This is a genomic window from Saccharopolyspora spinosa NRRL 18395, assembly GCF_000194155.1.
GTDB lineage: Bacteria > Actinomycetota > Actinomycetes > Mycobacteriales > Pseudonocardiaceae > Saccharopolyspora > Saccharopolyspora spinosa.
Window position 1 is genome coordinate 2,257,036 of record NZ_GL877878.1, and the last position, 17,704, is coordinate 2,274,739.

Below are 17,704 nucleotides of genomic sequence, written 5' to 3' on the forward strand. Positions count from 1 at the left end.
TCCGTCACCCACGGAAGCTGTCCAGCAACAGCCCTAACGCGGGCCCCGCCGGGCCCGGCGGCACCACCAGCGACGTGGTGATCTCGACGCCCGCCAGCGGACGGATCGCCACGGGCTGGGACGGTGGCAGGTCACCGGCGCGGTAGAACGCGGTCCACGATGCGGTGGGGTCGGTCGCGATGTCGGCGAGGTGCCCTGCAGGTGTGTGAACGGCGGCCCGACCGGCGGTTCGACTCGCGTCGCGCAGCACCGTGGTGATCAGGTCGCGGAACGGCGGGTTGGCGTCGCAGGGTGCGAGGCGCAGCGGCAACTCGGCGAGCTGCGCCGGGCGCAGGACGTCCTCGTCTGCCAACGGGTGCCACGCGGTAACCACCGCGCATACCGGGTCCGTCCAGAACGGGAGGAGTCCCAGCCCGGCGGCCGACGACATGGCCCGCACGACGGCGGCATCCAGTTCCGCTGCTGGCCAACAGCAACGCGACCGGAGGCATCACCGGCACCAACCTGATCAGCATGCCGACGGGCGAAGACACTCCCACCCGCACATCCACGAGAAGTCCGCCGAGGTGTTCTGCTTCTTGGAAGGCGCAATGGAGATCCTGCTGGACGACCGCATCGAAACCGCCAGCAAGGGCGGTCTCGTGGTGGTGCCGCCCGGCATGCCGCATGCGTTCGCAGCGACCGAGAACTCCGCCGCAGAGATCGTCAGCTACATCACGCCCGGCGTCGAACGGTTCGAGTTCTTCCGCCTGCTGCGGCGAATCACTCGCGGGGAGGAACCGGAGTCGGCACTGGAGGCGATCCAGGACCGGTACGACGTGCACTTTCACCGATGTGGGACGCCGCCGGTCATCGTTGAGCTTGCCGGCGTCGGCCGCTGACCTGCAGCCGACGCCGGGCGGCCGAACTAGGAGAGGTTCTCCAGCACCGCCTGGGCAACCGCTTTCATCGTGGTGCGGCGGTCCATCGCGGTCCGCTGCAGCCAGCGGAACGACTCAGGCTCGGAGAGGTTGTGCTTGTTCATCAGCAAGCCCTTGGCCCGCTCGATGGTCTTGCGCGCTTCCAGACGCTCGGTCAGGTCGGCGACCTCCGACTCCAGCGCCTGCACCTCGGCGAACCGGGACACCGCCAGTTCGATGGCCGGCACCAGGTCGCGCTTTGCGAACGGCTTCACCAGGTAGGCCATCGCGCCCGCGTCCCGCGCCCGCTCGACGAGGTCGCGCTGGCTGAAAGCCGTCAGGATCACGACCGGCGCGATCCGCTCGCCGGCGATGTTGGAGGCGGCCTCGATGCCGTCCATCTTCGGCATCTTGACGTCCAGGATCACCAGGTCCGGACGCAGCTCCTCGGCGAGCCGGACGGCCTCCTGGCCGTCCCCAGCCTCACCGACGACCTGGTAACCCTCCTCGCGGAGCATCTCCACCAGGTCAAGCCTGATCAACGCCTCGTCCTCGGCCACGAGTACGCGACGTTCGACGGGCTTGGCCTCGCGTGTGTCCTCGGCAGCCGGCGTCGTCACCGGGATCCTCCAAAACTCGGGTCCGCCGATGCGGTCTGCATCGGAAACCGCAGCTTACCGGCTACGACTTCACACCGAGGTAAACACGGGACGTGACCATTGCGACATCGGATCGATCAAGCCTTAGCCACCCGCCGCCGCACGAACAGCACGTAGATCAGCAGGATCCCAACGAGGCTGACCAAACTCAGCGTGAGCTGCGAACGAACCTCCTCGATGGCGCCCATAGTGACCACCACCACGACGATCACGACCAGCGTGGCCCAGGTCAAGTAGGGGAAAAGCCACATCTTCAACTTCAGCCGCTCCGGCGCCTCCTGCTCCAACCGCCGGCGCATCCGGAGCTGCGAGAGCGCGATCATCCCGTAGATGAACAGCGCGACCGCCCCGGCGGAGTTGATGATGAAGTAGAAGATCGTGTCCGGCGAGACGTAACTCGCCGCAACAGCGACGTAACCGACCAGTGTGGACAGCAGGATCGCCTTCCACGGCACGCCACGGCGGTTGATGTCACGCACCCAGCTCGGCGCGAAACCCCGCCGCTGCAAGGCGAAGAGCATCCGGGAGGCGGTGTAGAGCCCGGAGTTGAGCACCGAGATCACGGCGGTGAACACGACCACGTTCACCACGACCTCCGCGGCGGGCAACCCGAACCGCGTGAAGGCCGCGGCGTACAAGCTGCCTTCGGTGGGGATCTCCTGCCACGGCGTGATCATGACCAGCAGGGTCACCGAACCGACATAGAACAGCAGCACCCGCCACACGACCGCCTTGGTCGCCTTGGCCACCGCCCGCTCCGGCTCGTCCGACTCCGCGGACACGATGGTCACGATCTCCGTACCAAAGTAGGAGAAGATCACGATGACCACGCCGTGCAGCACGGCGAAGCCGCCGTTGGCGACGAACCCATCGAGCGCGATGTTGCCGACCGAGAACTCGGCGCCCGGCCAGAGCCCGAGCACGAAAACCGTCCCGCACACCAGGAAGATCACGATCGTGATGACCTTGATGGACGCCAGCCAGAACTCGGTCTCGCCGAACGATCGCACTGAAACGAGGTTCGTGGCGGTGAGCAACAACATCAGCACCAGCGAGATGACCCACTGCGGCACGGCGGGCACCAGCGGGTTGACCAACTCGGCGCCGACGACAGCCTCGAAAGCGACCACGCCAACCCAGTAGTACCAGTACAACCAGCCGATGGTGAACCCCGCCCAGTTGCCCAACGAGGTCCGCGCGTACTCCATGAACGAACCGAGCGTCGGCGCCGCGGTCGCCATCTCGCCGAGCATCCGCATCACGAGCACGACGATCAACCCGCCGACGGCGTACGACAGCACGGCCGCCGGCCCGACGGTGGAGATCACCGCCCCGCTACCGATGAACAGGCTGGCGCCGATGATGCCGCCGAGCGCGATCATCTGGAGGTGGCGGTTCTTCAGGCTTCGCCGCAGCCCGGCGTCGTCGGCACCGCCCGCAGCGGACTCGACCTTCGTTTCGTCGACCATCACGACCCCTCGTGTTCGATCAGGCACCCAGAGTGGTGAACCTAACGCGCGAAGATCACCGCCACCAAGGTCCCGAACCGGGACAAACCACGCGATGAAGCGACGCGCACCCCTGACGGAAGCGGTTGATCACCAGTCGCGTATGCTGACCGGGCAAGCCCCCGTAGCCCAATCGGCAGAGGCAGCGGACTCAAAATCCGTCCAGTGTGCGTTCGAGTCGCACCGGGGGCACCAGCAGCAATCACACCACTCCCCGGCTCCGGTGACCTGCAAATCCGGGTCGAAGTGCCGCTGGCCACCGGGCAAAGCGGGGTGCGGCCCGGTGAGCCCGCCATAGACGCAGCTTCCACATCGCGACGCACCGTCGATCGATCACTGCATTTTCATCTTTCAGCACGGACGAAAGGATCGCGATCCTCTGGCCGCTCGTAACGGATACCTCCCTATTCCAGCCTCGACTTAGCAAACTCGATCACAGGGATCAGCAAGTACGGAATGAAGAGAACGGAGGTCGATAGCGGACCCGGAGACAGATTCTGGACGGCCCAAATGAATATGCCTCCAGATGCGAGCGTGGCCGACATCCACGAGGGAGAATTCTCGTACGAGGCCATGATCCGATCGATTCTTCTGTACCTGCGTTGCCAGCGACCCGAGTTTCGCGCAAGTCGTCGCCGCCGCGCCGCTGGCGCTATTCTTTCAATGTATCGGTGATAGCTGGCGGTTCCATAATTGCAGATGACCATGTGGCGTGCATAAACCCGACGCTCCCGCATGGATTCCACACTCAAGCCGTAACCGAAGTGACCAAATGAATTTCGAGCAGATCTGATTAGGCGCATAAAGAAGACCATGAGCGTTATTCACGTGAGTTACCAGCCACAAGCCCCGTAGTAGACTGGTAACGCAACGGCTCCACCTGTAAGTCGTGTTCTGTGAGAAGAAAACGATCTTACTCGATTGGGGCCGTTGCCCTATTTTTAGGTGATCAAGTCGCTAGAATAGCGCTCCATGATCATTCAAAACAAAAGGCAGCCCGACAGATGATCAAGAAGCTAAGCCGTGTCGGCGAATGGGGACGCGGATCAGCGAGCTGTCGGCGAGCATCGTTGCCGCCAGGTAGCCGACTCAAAGTCCGTATAGTGTGCGTTCGACGTCGCGCAGGAAAGCAGGATTGACCTGCCGAAATAGCTCGATCTTCGGATCAAGGGTTGATCCGGCGGCATGGCTCAGGCACCGCTACGCGGCAGCGGTGGCATCGCACGTCCAGATCTCCCAATCCGCCGTCGGCAGCACCGCCGGACCGAACTCGGCATGCAACGCGGCGAGCACGACTGGTCTGGATGGACCCGCTGATCCGCCGCCGCAAGAAAGCCTTCTTCGACCGCCAACCGATGCCTCGAATCTCCGTCGTCGGCTAACGACTCGCCGAACTCCTCCAGGCACCCGATAGCCAGCGCACAGAACAACCACCGCTGCGGAACCTGTTGCCTCATCTACCCGGCCGATCACCGGCACGACCCGCAAAGACGTGGATGTTCGCTACGTCAACGGCCCGGTGCACGCTCGGATCATAGTTCTCGACGTGGACATCCCGACGTCCCTGGACATACAGGGAGCCCGGCCTACCCCGGGCTGCTAAAGACGGTCACTGAGAATGAGACAGTGATGAATACGACCTCCGGTAGGTGCCAGTGGCTGATCAGCTGGCCGCGCCAGTAGAGCTTGACCGTCGTGCCGTCGGCGTGAGCCAGAATTCGTTACCGACAATGTCACCCGGCGCTGGGTAGAGCGCCCTGGCGACCTCGACATGCCGATTCGGAGCCACCTTCGGCCGGGTGCAGGCCGGGATCACGAACGCCTCGGCCGGCGGCGGCAGCACAAGGGTTGTTCCTCGGCGTCGAAAACCTCGGCCGGGCGGGACGTCGTCTCCCGCAGAGAAATTCGACCGCGCATATTGGACACGACGTTCAAACCCTGGGCTTGCCGCGGGGATGCCGAACCCGCGCCGGATCCACCGCGAACCCGCGGGCCTGGGCGTACTCGCGGAACGCGTCATTCAGCCGAGGATCGGTCGCGTCGGCGTGATCCACGATCGCTTTCATGTTGTCCGGCACCACAATCGCGAACACACCACCGAAGAACACACACGCGGCCTCGAACCCGGCCACCACCTCATCAAGCGTCTGCCGCAACGTCGGATAGACGAACATGTGCCGCCAGTACGCTGCGGTGAAGATCAACCCCTGCGCGGACCCGCCGTCGCCCGCTCGCGGGGTCCGGGACCAACCCAAGCCGCCCACACCACCTCGCCTGCCTTCTTGCGGGCGCGGGCGATCAACGCCTCGATCGCGGCCTGGCTGTTGGTGAACTTCTGGTCGAACACGATCTTGCCGGTCCGTCCGCCACACACACGTGGTGGCTGTGCTTGCCGACATCGATCCCTGCCCAGACGATCTTGCGGACCTTCTCCGGGCCCGTCCTCCCGTCATCCCAGCTCAACCCCGTGGACGACCCCGCCTGCAGCTCGATAAACAGCGACCACGCGCACGGATTTCAATCAGCGGCCAGGGCGTCCAGAACGGCGAGGCGGCCACGCCCAAGAACCGTCCTCCCGTCATCCCAGCTCAACCCCGTGGACGACCCCGCCTGCAGCTCCATAAACAGCGACCACGCGCACAGATTTCAATCAGCGGCCAGGGCGTCCAGAACGGCGAGGCGGCCACGCCCAGGAAGCCACCCAACGGCACGGAGTCATCGGCCACACCCCGCAGTCCTGGGTATCCGGGACATCCAACCCCGGACGACACCAACCTTATGAAGGGGTCATGGATGTGTGGCTGCTCAACGCGCAGCATATGTGCATATGAAGGCCGACCCGGGCGAAAAAGGACGTGACACTCGGGTGACCGGCCCGGTCACCCACGGGGCCCCACCTGCTTGGCTTAGCCGCGCAGCTCGGCACGGGCCAGCGCGTTCTTGTGCACCTCGTCGGGCCCGTCGGCGAACCGGAGCGTGCGGATGCTGGCGTAGTCGCGCGCCAGCGGGAAGTCTTGCGACAGCCCGCCGGCACCGTGGGCTTGAATGGCCTTGTCGAGGATCCACTGCACGGTGGCGGGCGTGGCGATCTTGATGGCCTGGATCTCGGTGTGAGCGCCCTTGTTGCCCACGGTGTCCATGAGCCAGGCGGTCTTGAGCACGAGGAGCCGCAGCTGCTCGATGCGGACCCGGGACTCGGCGATCCAGTCGCGGATGACGCCCTGTTCGGCAAGCGGCTTGCCGAAGGCAACGCGGGTCTGCACCCGCTGGCACATCAGCTCGATGGCCTTCTCCGCGACGCCGATGGAGCGCATGCAGTGGTGGATGCGGCCCGGGCCGAGGCGAGCCTGCGCGATGGCGAAGCCCATCCCCTCCTCGCCGATCAGGTTCTGGACCGGGACCCGGACGTCGTGCAAGACGATCTCGGCGTGGCCGCCGTGGTCGTAGTCGTCGTACCCGTAGACCTTCATGCCGCGCCTGACCTCCACGCCCGGGGTGTCGCGCGGCACGAGGATCATCGACTGCTGGCGATGGCGGTCGGCGTCTGGGTCGGTCTTGCCCATGACGATGAAGATCTGGGCGTTCGGGTTCATCGCGCCGGTGATCCACCACTTGTGGCCGTTGACGACGTACGTATCGCCGTCGCGCACGATCCGGGTGGCGATGTTGGTCGCGTCCGAGGAGGCGACCTCGGGCTCGGTCATCGCGAACGCGCTGCGGATCCGGCCGTCGAGGAGCGGCTCGAGCCACAGGCTCCGCTGCTCGTCGGTGCCGAAGGTGTGCAGCACCTCCATGTTGCCGGTGTCGGGAGCCGCGCAGTTGAGGACCGCCGGCGCGAGACGGCTCCGGCCACTGATCTCGGCGAGCGGGGCGTACTGGAGGTTGGTCAGTCCGGCTCCTTCCTCGCCCGGCAGGAAGAGGTTCCACAGCCCACGCTCGCGGGCCTCCGCGCGGAGCTCGTTGAGCACCGGCACCGTGTCCCACTCCCAGTGGTCGTCGCGAGCGTCTAGCTGGGCGTCGAACGTGGCCTCGGCTGGCTCGATGTGGGTGGACACGAGGTCGAGCATGCTGGCGCGCAACTCGTTGGTGCGGGCATCGAAAGCGAAGTCCATCGTGTGCTCCTTCTGTGGAGTCTCTAGCTGAGGTCGAGGGCGTCGAGGCCAGTCGCGAGCAGGGGCTCGACGGCATCGCCGATGCCCGCGAAGCCGTCGCCGACGGTCTGCCCGTGGAGGTATCGATAGTGGATGCCCTCGACGATGGCGGCGAGCTTGTACGCCGCCAGACCGACGTAGAAGCCGATGTGGGACAGGTCCCGGTGGCTGGCCGCGTCGTACCGAGCGATGATCTCGTCCTCGCTCAGGTAGCCGGGCGCGATGGCGGAATTGGGCATGTCCGGCACCGTGCCGAAGCTGGCCATCCGCCCGTAGACGAGCATGAGGGCGAGGTCGGTCAGCGGGTCGCCGAGGGTGGCCATCTCCCAGTCGATCACCGCACGGATGGTGTCGCCGGTCGCGTCGCTGTGCACCAGGGCGTTGTCGAGCCGGAAGTCGCCGTGGACGATCCCCGGGGACGAACCGACACGCTGGACATCCTCGACCGTGGCGGCCAGCCGTAGCAGGAGCTCATCGGCCGCCGGCAGCGCACGGGTCCGGGAGGCGTCCATCTGCTTGCCCCATCGGCGTACCTGCCGGGCGAGGAAGCCGTCGGGCCGCCCGAACTCGGCCAGGCCGACGGTGGCGGACTGGACCTCGTGCAGCGCGGCCAGCACGTCCACGAGCTGCTCCGAGAGGGCGCGCACGCGCCCCGCTCCAAGGGGAGCCAGCTCACTGGCCCATCGATAGGGCGTGCCCTCCACTCGCTCCATCACGTAGAACGGCGCGCCGAGCACGGCGTCGTCCGGGCAGATGGCGTAGGTGATCGGGACGGGCACCGGTGTGCCGCGAAGCGCCGTCATGACGGTGTACTCCCGGCCCATGTCGTGGGCCGTCGCCAGTACTTGGCCGAGTGGTGGGCGACGGATGATCCACGACGTGGTGCCGTCGGTCAGCTCGTAGGTCAGGTTCGACTTGCCGCCCGAGACGAGCCGGGCCGTGAGCTCCGCGTCGGCCGCGACACCGGGCACCTGCTCCCTGAACCACGGCGTCAGTGTGGTGAGGTCCAGCCCGGGCAGACCCGGCGAGGCCGCGCTCATCGCCCGCTCCGGGCGCAGGCGCGGGCGGGGATGAGCTGCGTCGGGGCGGCCCACGTGTCCGCCTGGTCGGTGCGTTGGAAACCCTGCATTCCCACGGCGCGTGCTCCGTGGACGTTCGCCATGTCGTCGTCGACGAAGGCTGTGGCCGCCGGGGCGACGGCGACCCTGTGCAGGGCCAAGTCGTAGATCGAGGCGTCCGGCTTGCTCGGTCCCGCCTCTCCTGAGATCACTACGGCGTCGAAGGCATCGTCGAGCGGCAGGACGAGGAACCGTTCGTCGTCGGTGGTCTCCGAGGCGGCGACCTGCTCGGGCGTCGGCGGCCCGGCGTGCTCGAGGATGCCGAGCGCCTTGCCGGCGAGCTTCGCTACGTCGATCTCGGCTACGACGACGCGACAGCTCTCCGAGGCAAGCCTCGCGGCGATCGCACGGCTGATCCCCTGGGCAGCCCCTGTTCTGACCACGCCACTTCCCGGGGAGAGCATTAGATCGACCCCGTGGCGATGGTGATTCCGCCGTCTACCGCCAGCAGCTGCCCGGTCACCCACCCAGCCTCGTCGGAGAGCAGGAATCGTCCGGCACGCCCAGCCGCCTGAGCGGATACGGCTCGGCGACCTCCTGCTCCTTGCCTTCATAGAGCAGCGTGGCGAACTTGGTCTTGACCAGGGCCGGGAGGACGGCGTTGATCCGGACCGACGGACCGAGCTCGAGGGCGAGAGTCTGTGTGATGTAGTTGAGCATCGCCTTGGTCGCGCCGTAGAACGCGATCAACGACGAGGGTGCAAGGCTGGCGACCGAGGACACGTTGACGATCGCCCCGCCGTGCTCGGCCATCCACGCCTTGCGGATCTGCTGAGTCCATGCGATCCCGGCAAGGCAGTTGACCTCGACGGTCTTCCGTGCGGCAGCCAGGTCCAACTCGAGTAGGCCGCCTGCCATCGGGTTGATCCCGGCGTTATTGACCAGGAGGTCGGCCCCTCCGAACGTCTCGATGGCGGCCGCAATGACCTCGGACTGATGGTTCGGGTCGTCGGCGTGACCCGCAACGCCGATGGCCACCGACGGTCCACCGAGCTCGGCGACCGCGTCGTTCAGCCCCGCGACATTCCGGCCCGTGATGACCACCCTGGCGCCGTCCGCGACCAGTTGCTTGGCGATCCCCAGGCCGATGCCCCGGCTGGCACCGGTAATGATCGCCGTACGTCCGTCAAACCTTGACGCAGCAGACGGAGTCGCGACGGGGACCTCGAGGTCGGGACCACGGTTGGATGCTGGCTTTGACACCTTTTGTACTCCGATCTTGCCGCGGAACGTTGCAGAGGCAGGTCGATGCGGTCGTGACGCGGACCCTAGCCAGCCGGGGGCAGGATCCGCAATAATGGAAGGCCATACTGATATATGTAGCGAGGGACCATGATCCGTAGCGAATTGCTCGACCGGCCGGCCTTCTACATCGACGGCGAGTGGCCGATTGCCAGCGGCCGTCCCCGGCACACCCAGTTCGAAGCGGCCACCGAGGAGGTACTCGGAGTAGTGGCGGTCGGCGGGGAGAGCGACATCGACCGGGCCGTGGCATCCGCGCGGGCGGCACTCGACAGCGGACCCTGGGGCCGGACCAGCCCCGAGGAACGGGCAGAGCACCTACGTCGGTTCGCCGATGCGCTGGAGCGCCGAGGCGCCGAAACAGCCGAGCTGGTCAGCCGCGAGAACGGCACATTGAAGGATCTCTCCCTGGCGTCGAACGTCATCGGGAGCACGGCGCTGCTGCGTACCTTGGCCGACCTCATCACGTCTCGCGAGTTCGAGAGCGTGCGGCAAAGCCGCGCAGGCGAGACGATCGTCCGTCAGGGTCCGGTCGGCGTCGTCGGGGCGATCTCCACCTGGAACTATCCGCAGCTCGCGGCGATCTCGAAGGTCGCGCCCGCCCTTGCCGCAGGGTGCACGGTGGTCCTCAAGCCGCCGCTCGAGACGGCGCTGGACGCCTACATCCTCGCCGACGCCGCCGAGGAGGCCGGGCTGCCGGCCGGCGTGCTGAACATCGTGGTCGGTGATGTCGAGGCGGGCCGTGCCCTCGTGGCGCACCCAGGCGTCGACAAGATCGCGTTCACCGGTTCGACCGCGACCGGGCAGGCCATCGGCGAGGTCGCTGGTCGCCTGTTCAAGAGGATGACACTCGAGCTCGGCGGCAAGTCGGCGGCCATTGTCCTCCCGGACGCCGACGTCGATGCGTTGCTCCGGACTCTCGACACCGCGATGTTCAAGAACGGTGGCCAGACCTGCTCCACGCACTCGCGGGTGCTCGTCCATCGGTCCCGGCGCGAGGAGGTGGTCGACGCGCTGGTCGACAGCGCCAAGAGCTTCGTCATCGGCGATCCGCTGGCTGACGGTGTGACGCTCGGCCCGATGGCAACCGAGCGTCATCGTGATCGCGTGCAGGGCTACATCCGCCTCGGCGAGTCGGAGGGTGCCCGTCTCGTGTGCGGTGGCGCCGGTAGGCCGGAGGGCATCACGCGGGGATGGTTCGTCGAGCCGACAGTGTTCACCGACGTCTCGAACGAGAGTCGGCTCGCGCAGGAGGAGGTGTTCGGGCCGGTCATCGGAGTCATCGCCTACGACACCGAGGAGGAGGCCATCGCTCTGGCCAATGCCAGCCCCTTCGGTCTCGCTGGTATGGTCTTCACACGGGACGAAGCGCATGGCCTGGAGATCGCCGGACGCATCCGGGCGGGGGCATTCGGCGTAAATTACTTTTCACTGGACGCTGGCGCCCCGTTCGGCGGGGTCAAGAGCAGTGGGATTGGCCGCGAGTTGGGACCGGAAGGACTGGATGCCTACCTGGAGTACAAGTCCATCTACGTCCGTCCAAAGAACGCTGGATGACCGGGTGGCTGCGGAAGCCGAGAGCGACGTCGCCCGAGGAGCGCAGGGCCCGCCGCTCAAACACCGGATGATCGCTCGGGTGGCCGAGATCCTCGAACTCGCGGCACGCGAGAGGGAAGGTGTCAGCCTCACTGAGTTCGCCCAGCGGCTGTCCGCGCCGGTCAGCTCCGTGCAGAGCCTGGTGAACGGACTAGTGGAGACGGGCTACCTGACTAAGTCGGGCCGCAAGTACGTCCTCGGCCCGGCCCCCTACGTGCTGCACCTCATCGCCCAGCGGGAGCCGATTCGCGTCGTCAGGCACAGCGACCTCGAAGCGTTGCACGAGGCGACCGGACTCACCGCCTACCTGGGGATCAACCTAGCCGGTAGGGCGATCTACCTCGACCATGTCACCGGAGACCCGGCGTTCGCCTACCTGGCCGAGACGCACGCGCCGCGGCCGCTGCTGCGGACTGCCGTGGGCCGGATCCTGCTGGCCAATTTGGACAAGCGTCTCCTGTTCGAGATCCTTCGCAATGTGGACGAGCAGGACCAGCCGTTGGTCGAGCCCTTCCTCCAGGAGATCCCGGCGATCCTGGAGGCCGACTACGCGGCCACCCAGGGCCTGGTGGCGAGCGACCATTGGGCGGTCGCCGCGCCGGTTCGTGAGAACGGGAAGACCGTTGCCGCGGTAGCGCTGACCGGAACCCCGGAGGAGATGAAGGACGACCTCGACCGCCTCGGCGTCCTGCTCCGCGAGCGGGCGCAGCTGTGGGAGAACCGGGTTCCCGACTCCTACTGATTCCGGCTGCCTCCGGTTGAGCGCCGTCTTGTTTAGGATTTGCCGAGAAATAAGTTGATCTCTTGCGCGCTGGTGTCGATCACATTGTGGTATGGCCGTTGCGGTGGAGATCGAGCAGTCGGTGGCGGCGAGGTTCTCGGCTTGTTGCCGCATCTGGACGAGCGGACGCCGCGGTTGTACCTGGGATCGGAGGCGCGGTCGCTGGGGCATAGCGGGATCGCGGCGGTGGCCAGGGCGGCGGGGATGAGCCGGCAGACGGTGGCGGCCGGGATGGACGAGGTGGATCCGGTGCGGCACCGGTGACGCGGATACGCCGGCCGGGGGCAGTGCGCAAAACGGCTGGCCGACGTAAATCCGGGCCTGCTGTCGGCGTTGTTGGCGTTGGTCGAGCCGGACGTGCGCGGTGATCCGGAATCGCCGTTGCGGCAGACCCCAAGCCGACCCGCAAACTGGCTGAGGAGCTGACCCGGGCCGGGCATCGGATCTCGGCGGACACTGTGGCCGACCTATTGCGAGCGAAATTGGGCGTGGCCCGCCACGCCCAACGGAAAGCAGCGCTGCACCATCGCCGCTGCGGTGCCCGCCGCGCACCGCAGCGGGCACCGGCCGCAAAGCGATCCTCGATCTGACCGGCCGAGCCGCGATCACCGTGCTCTACCAGCGCTTCTCCGTGCCACCACGAACCCTGGCGGACCTGTTCGGTGTCACCCAGCAAGGCGCCCACAACATCATCCGTCTCACCGCCCCCTGCCGGCCGTGATCGGTCACACGCGACAACTCGCCGGGATCCGCCTCAAAACCCCAACCGAGTTCATCCAGCACGCGACCGACGTCGGTGTTCTCAAGCCAGAACCAGGCTGACCAGGCGTGTTATTTGATCGGCAAGTCCTTACCGTACAACCATTCGGCACATAGTTGCGCCAATGACATGAATCGCGCAATAACGATGCGTCCGAGGGCTCCGTGGCGCACATTTCGCAATCATTCGCCTGGCCGATTGGCCTAACGTAACTCGAAACTTCGTGGAACTGCGAGAGGTGAGACATGACCACCACTGCGAGCCGGCGCCGGGCCGAGGGTTCACAGCTGACGACGGAGCAGTTCTGGGACACCGCTCGGCGTCACCTGATCCGTTACAACCGCGCGGGTTTCGTCCCGGCGATCATCGAACGTGCCAACGGCGCGCACCTCTACGACGAGACCGGGCGGAGCATCATCGACTTCACGTCGGGACAGATGAGCTCGCTGCTGGGCCACTCGCACCCGGCCATCGTGGAGGCCGTTAGTGAGTCGATCGCCACGTTGGACCATTTGTTCAGCGGCATGCTCAGCCAGCCGGTCGTCGGCCTGGCCGCAGCCCTCGCGCGCACGCTCCCTGCGCCGCTGACCAGGACCATGATCCTCAGCACCGGCGGCGAGTCGAACGAGGCCGCCATCAAGATGGCCAAGCTCTACACCGGCAAGCACGAGATCGTCGCGTTCGATCAGTCGTACCACGGCTCCACGCACGCGTCCGGAGCGGCGACCTACTGCCTCTCGCGATCCGGCTACGGCCCGGTCGCCCCCGGGAACCTGATCATTCCGACACCGAACTCCTACCGGTCGGCGTTCCGCAAGGACGGCGAGCACGACTGGCAGGCCGAGCTCGACTTCGGTTTCGCGATGGTCGACCGGCAGTCGGTCGGGAGCCTGGCGGCCTTCATCGCCGAACCCATCCTCAGCACCGGAGGGATCATCGAGCCACCGGACGGGTATTTCGCAGCGCTGAGGAAGAAGTGCGACGAGCGCGGCATGCTCCTGATCATCGACGAGGCGCAGACTGGACTCTGCCGCACCGGTGACTGGTACGCGTTCCAGCGCGACGGCATCGTCCCGGACATCCTCACGTTGTCGAAGACCCTGGGCGCCGGCCTCCCGGTGTCGGCGGTGGTCACCAACGACGAGGTCGAGGCCACCTGCAGCGACCGCCACTTCATGTTCACGACCACGCACGTGTCCGATCCATTGGCCGCGGCCGTCGGCCTGACCGTGGTCCGCACGCTCGAGGAGGGACAGTTCGATGTGACCGCACGCCGCCTCGGGGAGCAGCTGCGCCGGGGGCTGCTGGACCTGCAGGCTCGTCACGACCGCATCGGCGACGTCCGCGGCCGCGGTCTGCTGCAGGGCATCGAGCTCGTCATGGACCGCGAGACGAAGGAACCGGCCGACGACTACGGGACCCAGGTCACAGCCGCCTGCTTCGAGCTCGGCCTGCACCTCAACATCGCCCAGCTCCCCGGTGTCAACAGCATCCTGCGGTTGGCTCCTCCGCTGACGATCACCGAGGAGGACCTGGACGCCGGACTGGCCATCCTCGACCAAGCGCTGACGATCGCCTTGGACCGCGGGTAACGGGAAGGCGCCGGAAGGAAGAGCACGCTGTGACGACAGAAGCGTTCGTCTTCGATGCCATCCGAACCCCGCGCGGCAAGGGGAGGAACGGCAGTCTGCACTCGGTCAAGCCAATCTCACTGGTCACCGGCCTGATCGCCGAGCTGCGCCGTCGTTTCCCGGACCTGGACGAGAATCGGATCTCCGACGTCATCCTCGGGGTCGTCTCGCCGGTGGGCGACCAGGGCGCCGACATCGCTCGCACCGCGGTGCTCGTGGCGAAGATGCCTGACACCGTCGGTGGGTTCCAGCTGAACCGGTTTTGTGCCTCAGGGCTCGAGGCGGTCAACCTGGCGGCGCAGAAGGTCCGGTCCGGCTGGGACGAGCTTGTCATCGCGGGCGGCGTCGAGTCCATGTCGCGCGTGCCGATGGGCAGCGACGGCGGCGCCTGGTCGATGGATCCGGCGACGAACTACGACACCTTCTTCGCTCCGCAGGGCATCGGCGCGGACCTCATCGCGACGATCGGAGGATTCAGCCGCGAGGACGTCGACGCCTATGCCGTGAGATCACAGGAGCGCGCCGCCGCGGCTTGGTCGGGTGGCCATTTCGCCCGGTCCGTCGTGCCGGTCACCGACCAGAACGGCCTCCTGATCCTTGATCACGACGAACACATGCGTCCGGGCACCACGCTCGAGTCGCTCGCGAAGCTGAACCCAGCCTTCAGCACTGTCGCGGGCCGAGGCGGATTTGACGACGTGGCGCTGCAGAAGTACCACCAGATCGAGAGGATCGACCACGTCCACACCGGCGGCAACAGTTCCGGCATCGTCGACGGCGCAGCGCTTGTGCTCATCGGCAGCGAGCAGGCAGGCACCGACCTGAACATGGTCCCGCGGGCCCGGGTCGTCGCGACCGCCACCTCTGGCGCGGAGCCGACGATCATGCTCACCGGCCCGACGCCGGCGTCGCAGAAGGTCCTCGCGACGGCGGGCCTGACCGTCGACGACATCGATCTCTTCGAGCTCAACGAGGCGTTCGCCTCCGTCGTCCTCCGGTTCCAGAAGGACCTGCACATCCCGGACGAGAAGCTCAACGTCAACGGTGGTGCCATCGCGATGGGCCACCCGCTGGGTGCCACCGGCGCCATGATCACCGGGACCGTGCTCGACGAGCTCGAGCGACGCGGTGGCCGCTACGCACTGATCACCATGTGCATCGGGGGCGGGATGGGCGTCGCCACCATTATCGAGCGAGTCTGAGAGAGACGGCCATGAGCGGAAACATGATCAGTTGGGTCAAGGACGCCGACGGGGTCGTCGTGCTCACGATGGACGACCCCAGCCAGGCCGCCAACACCATGAACCAGCGGTACAAGGAGTCGATGGGTGCGACCGTTGACCGTCTCGAGGACGAGCTGGATTCCATCACCGGCGTCGTCCTCACCTCGGCGAAGAAGTCCTTCTTCGCCGGCGGCGACCTCAACAGCGTCGTCTCGGCGACACCCGCGGACGCGCAGCGTGTGTTCGACGAGGTCGAGGAGATCAAGGCGCAGCTACGTCGCCTGGAGAAGCTCGGCCGGCCTGTTGTCTCCGCGATCAACGGCGCCGCACTCGGGGGCGGCCTCGAGATCGCGCTCGCGACGCACCACCGCGTTGTCGCGAACATACCCGGGGTGATCCTCGGCCTGCCCGAGGTGTCACTCGGCCTGATGCCCGGGGCCGGCGGCGTCACCCGGATCACGCGGTTGCTCGGCATCCAGGACGGCTTCAGTACCGTCCTGGCGCAGAACACCCGTTTCCGCCCGGCGCAGGCGCTCGAACTCGGCCTCGTGCACGAACTCGTGGACAGCATCGACGCGCTCGTGCCCGCCGCGAAGGCATGGATCAACGCCAATCCTGGGGGCGGCATCGCGCCTTGGGACGTCAACGGCTACCGGATTCCGGGGGGAACGCCCTCCAGTCCGGAACTCGCCGCGATCTTGCCGGAACTCACGTCGAACCTGCGCAGGCGGATCAGGGGCGCGCCTATGCCGGCGCCGCGCGCAATCCTCGCGGCGGCCGTGGAGGGCGCGCAGGTCGACTTCGACAATGCCTCGACGATCGAGTCGCGGTACTTCACCGAGCTGGCCTGCGGCACGGTCTCGACAAACATGATTCAGGCGTTCTTCTTCGACCTGCAGGCGATCAACGCGGGCACGTCGCGTCCCGGCGGCATCGACAGGACCACGTTCAGCAAAGTCGCCATCCTCGGCGCCGGGATGATGGGCGCCAGCATCGCCTACGTCTGCGCGAAGGCCGGGATCGAGGTCGTACTCAAGGACGTCGCGCTCGAGTCTGCCCACCAGGGCAAGGAATACTCCGCGAAAATCGAGGCGCGGGCACTCGCGCGCGGGACGACCACGCAGGCGGCGTCCGACGCCCTGCTCGCGCGCATCCACCCGACGGCGGACGCGAAAGACGTCGAGGGAGCCGACCTGGTGATCGAGGCGGTCTTCGAGTCCGAGGAGCTCAAGCACCGGGTGTTCCAGGAGATCGAGGACCTCGTGCACCCCGCCGCGCTGCTCGGCTCGAACACCTCGTCGCTGCCGATCACGAGCCTCGCCCGGGGTGTGAAGCGCCAGGAGGACTTCATCGGGATCCACTTCTTCTCCCCGGCCGAGAAGATGCCGCTCGTGGAGATCATCCGCGGCGAGAGGACGTCGGACGCCGCGCTGGCGAAGGCCTTCGACCTAGTCCAGTGCATCGGCAAGACGCCGATCGTCGTCAACGACAGCCGCGGCTTCTTCACCTCGCGCGTCATCAGCACGTTCCTCTACGAGGCCGTCGGCATGCTGGGCGAGGGGGTCGAGCCGTCCACCATCGAGCAAGCGGCTCTGCAGGCCGGGTACCCGGCCGGGCCGCTGCAGCTCCTGGACGAGCTGACCCTGACGCTCCTGCAGAAGATCCGTAAGGAGACCCACGACGCCATCAGGGCGGCCGGTGGCGCTCCTCCCGACGATCGGGCAGGCGTCGTCATCGACACGATGGTCGAGCTCGGCCGCCCCTCGAAGGCGGCGGGTGCGGGCTTCTACGACTACGCCGACGGCAAACGGATCGGGCTGTGGCCGGGCCTGCGGGACGCCTTCGGGACGGGGACCGCGCCGGCTCCGCCGTTCGCGGACCTGATGGAACGGATGCTGTTCATCGAGGCGATCGAGACACAGAAGTGCTTCGACGAGGGAGTGCTGAAAACCAGCGCCGACGCCAACATCGGCTCGATCCAGGGCATCGGCTTCCCCGCGTGGACGGGCGGCGTGCACCAGTACGTCATCGGCTACGCAGGCGGCACTGCCGGGTTCGTCGAGCGGGCGGACGAGCTCGCGGACCGGTATGGCAAGCGCTTCAGGGTGCCGGACTCGCTGCGCGGTGCGCGATGAG

Annotated in this window: 13 protein-coding genes, 1 tRNA gene and 3 pseudogenes; 8 read left to right on the forward strand and 9 right to left on the reverse strand. The window is 66.7% G+C overall.

What is annotated here, in order from left to right:
• Positions 1-4 precede the first annotated feature (4 nt).
• A complete protein-coding gene (locus tag SSPN_RS0111255) occupies positions 5-454 on the reverse strand; it encodes a LysR substrate-binding domain-containing protein (RefSeq protein ID WP_272941759.1) in 450 nt (149 codons plus the stop codon).
• On the opposite strand from SSPN_RS0111255, the gene SSPN_RS50790 reads away from it, so the two are divergent.
• On the forward strand, positions 429-881 hold the full coding sequence (locus SSPN_RS50790; RefSeq protein WP_083821673.1) for a cupin domain-containing protein: 453 nt from the start codon (positions 429-431) through the stop codon (positions 879-881). The two genes, SSPN_RS0111255 and SSPN_RS50790, sit on opposite strands and share 26 nt — an antisense overlap.
• Before the next feature lie 26 nt (positions 882-907).
• On the opposite strand, the gene SSPN_RS0111265 is transcribed toward SSPN_RS50790, so the two are convergent.
• Together SSPN_RS0111265 and SSPN_RS0111270 are read right to left on the reverse strand one after the other, a co-directional pair.
• Positions 908-1,519, reverse strand: a complete 612-nt coding sequence (locus SSPN_RS0111265; protein WP_010694556.1) for an ANTAR domain-containing response regulator — start codon at positions 1,517-1,519, stop codon at positions 908-910.
• A 116-nt stretch (positions 1,520-1,635) separates the two neighbouring features.
• Positions 1,636-3,027, reverse strand: a complete 1,392-nt coding sequence (locus SSPN_RS0111270) for an amino acid permease (protein ID WP_010694561.1) — start codon at positions 3,025-3,027, stop codon at positions 1,636-1,638.
• A gap of 157 nt (positions 3,028-3,184) precedes the next feature.
• Here SSPN_RS0111270 and SSPN_RS0111275 point away from each other — a divergent pair.
• Positions 3,185-3,261, forward strand: a tRNA-Leu gene (locus tag SSPN_RS0111275).
• 1,736 nt (positions 3,262-4,997) lie between these two features.
• Here SSPN_RS0111275 and SSPN_RS56620 read toward each other — a convergent pair.
• The 6 genes and pseudogenes from SSPN_RS56620 to SSPN_RS43425 form a co-directional block, all read right to left on the reverse strand.
• Entirely contained in the window at positions 4,998-5,270 is a 273-nt protein-coding gene (locus tag SSPN_RS56620) for a DDE-type integrase/transposase/recombinase (RefSeq protein ID WP_010694563.1), read from the reverse strand.
• A gap of 53 nt (positions 5,271-5,323) precedes the next feature.
• A pseudogene (locus SSPN_RS63245) lies at positions 5,324-5,529 on the reverse strand (IS110 family transposase); the annotation flags it as partial.
• 443 nt (positions 5,530-5,972) lie between these two features.
• Positions 5,973-7,178 (reverse strand): acyl-CoA dehydrogenase family protein, encoded by a 1,206-nt coding sequence (locus SSPN_RS0111295; RefSeq protein WP_010694565.1) that lies wholly within the window; start codon positions 7,176-7,178, stop codon positions 5,973-5,975.
• 23 nt (positions 7,179-7,201) lie between these two features.
• The gene (locus tag SSPN_RS0111300; protein ID WP_010694566.1) at positions 7,202-8,257 is read right to left on the reverse strand and encodes a phosphotransferase family protein; all 1,056 of its coding nucleotides are present in this window, start codon (positions 8,255-8,257) and stop codon (positions 7,202-7,204) included.
• Positions 8,254-8,718 carry an HAD-IA family hydrolase gene (locus SSPN_RS48790; protein ID WP_143539525.1) on the reverse strand — a complete coding sequence of 155 codons (465 nt, stop codon included), beginning with the start codon at positions 8,716-8,718 and terminating at the stop codon, positions 8,254-8,256. Before SSPN_RS48790 ends, SSPN_RS0111300 begins: the two co-directional genes overlap by 4 nt.
• A 20-nt stretch (positions 8,719-8,738) precedes the next feature.
• Positions 8,739-9,448: pseudogene (locus SSPN_RS43425) on the reverse strand (SDR family oxidoreductase).
• 219 nt (positions 9,449-9,667) lie between these two features.
• Between SSPN_RS43425 and SSPN_RS0111315 the strand changes: the two are divergent.
• The 6 genes and pseudogenes from SSPN_RS0111315 to SSPN_RS0111340 all read left to right on the forward strand — a co-directional run bounded on the left by SSPN_RS0111315 (position 9,668) and on the right by SSPN_RS0111340 (position 17,703).
• Entirely contained in the window at positions 9,668-11,134 is a 1,467-nt protein-coding gene (locus SSPN_RS0111315; protein ID WP_010694571.1) for an aldehyde dehydrogenase, read from the forward strand.
• Positions 11,135-11,138: 4 nt separating this feature from the next.
• Positions 11,139-11,915: an IclR family transcriptional regulator gene (locus SSPN_RS0111320; protein WP_010694573.1), complete on the forward strand. Its 777-nt coding sequence runs from the start codon at positions 11,139-11,141 to the stop codon at positions 11,913-11,915.
• Positions 11,916-12,006: 91 nt separating this feature from the next.
• Positions 12,007-12,430 (forward strand): annotated as a pseudogene (locus SSPN_RS59575) (ISAzo13-like element transposase-related protein); the annotation flags it as partial.
• A gap of 529 nt (positions 12,431-12,959) precedes the next feature.
• Positions 12,960-14,306: an aspartate aminotransferase family protein gene (locus tag SSPN_RS0111330; RefSeq protein WP_010694581.1), complete on the forward strand. Its 1,347-nt coding sequence runs from the start codon at positions 12,960-12,962 to the stop codon at positions 14,304-14,306.
• A 29-nt stretch (positions 14,307-14,335) separates the two neighbouring features.
• Positions 14,336-15,547, forward strand: a complete 1,212-nt coding sequence (locus SSPN_RS0111335; protein ID WP_010694583.1) for an acetyl-CoA C-acetyltransferase — start codon at positions 14,336-14,338, stop codon at positions 15,545-15,547.
• Between the two features lie 11 nt (positions 15,548-15,558).
• A complete protein-coding gene (locus SSPN_RS0111340; RefSeq protein WP_029535218.1) occupies positions 15,559-17,703 on the forward strand; it encodes a 3-hydroxyacyl-CoA dehydrogenase NAD-binding domain-containing protein in 2,145 nt (714 codons plus the stop codon).
• Position 17,704: the final 1 nt, after the last annotated feature.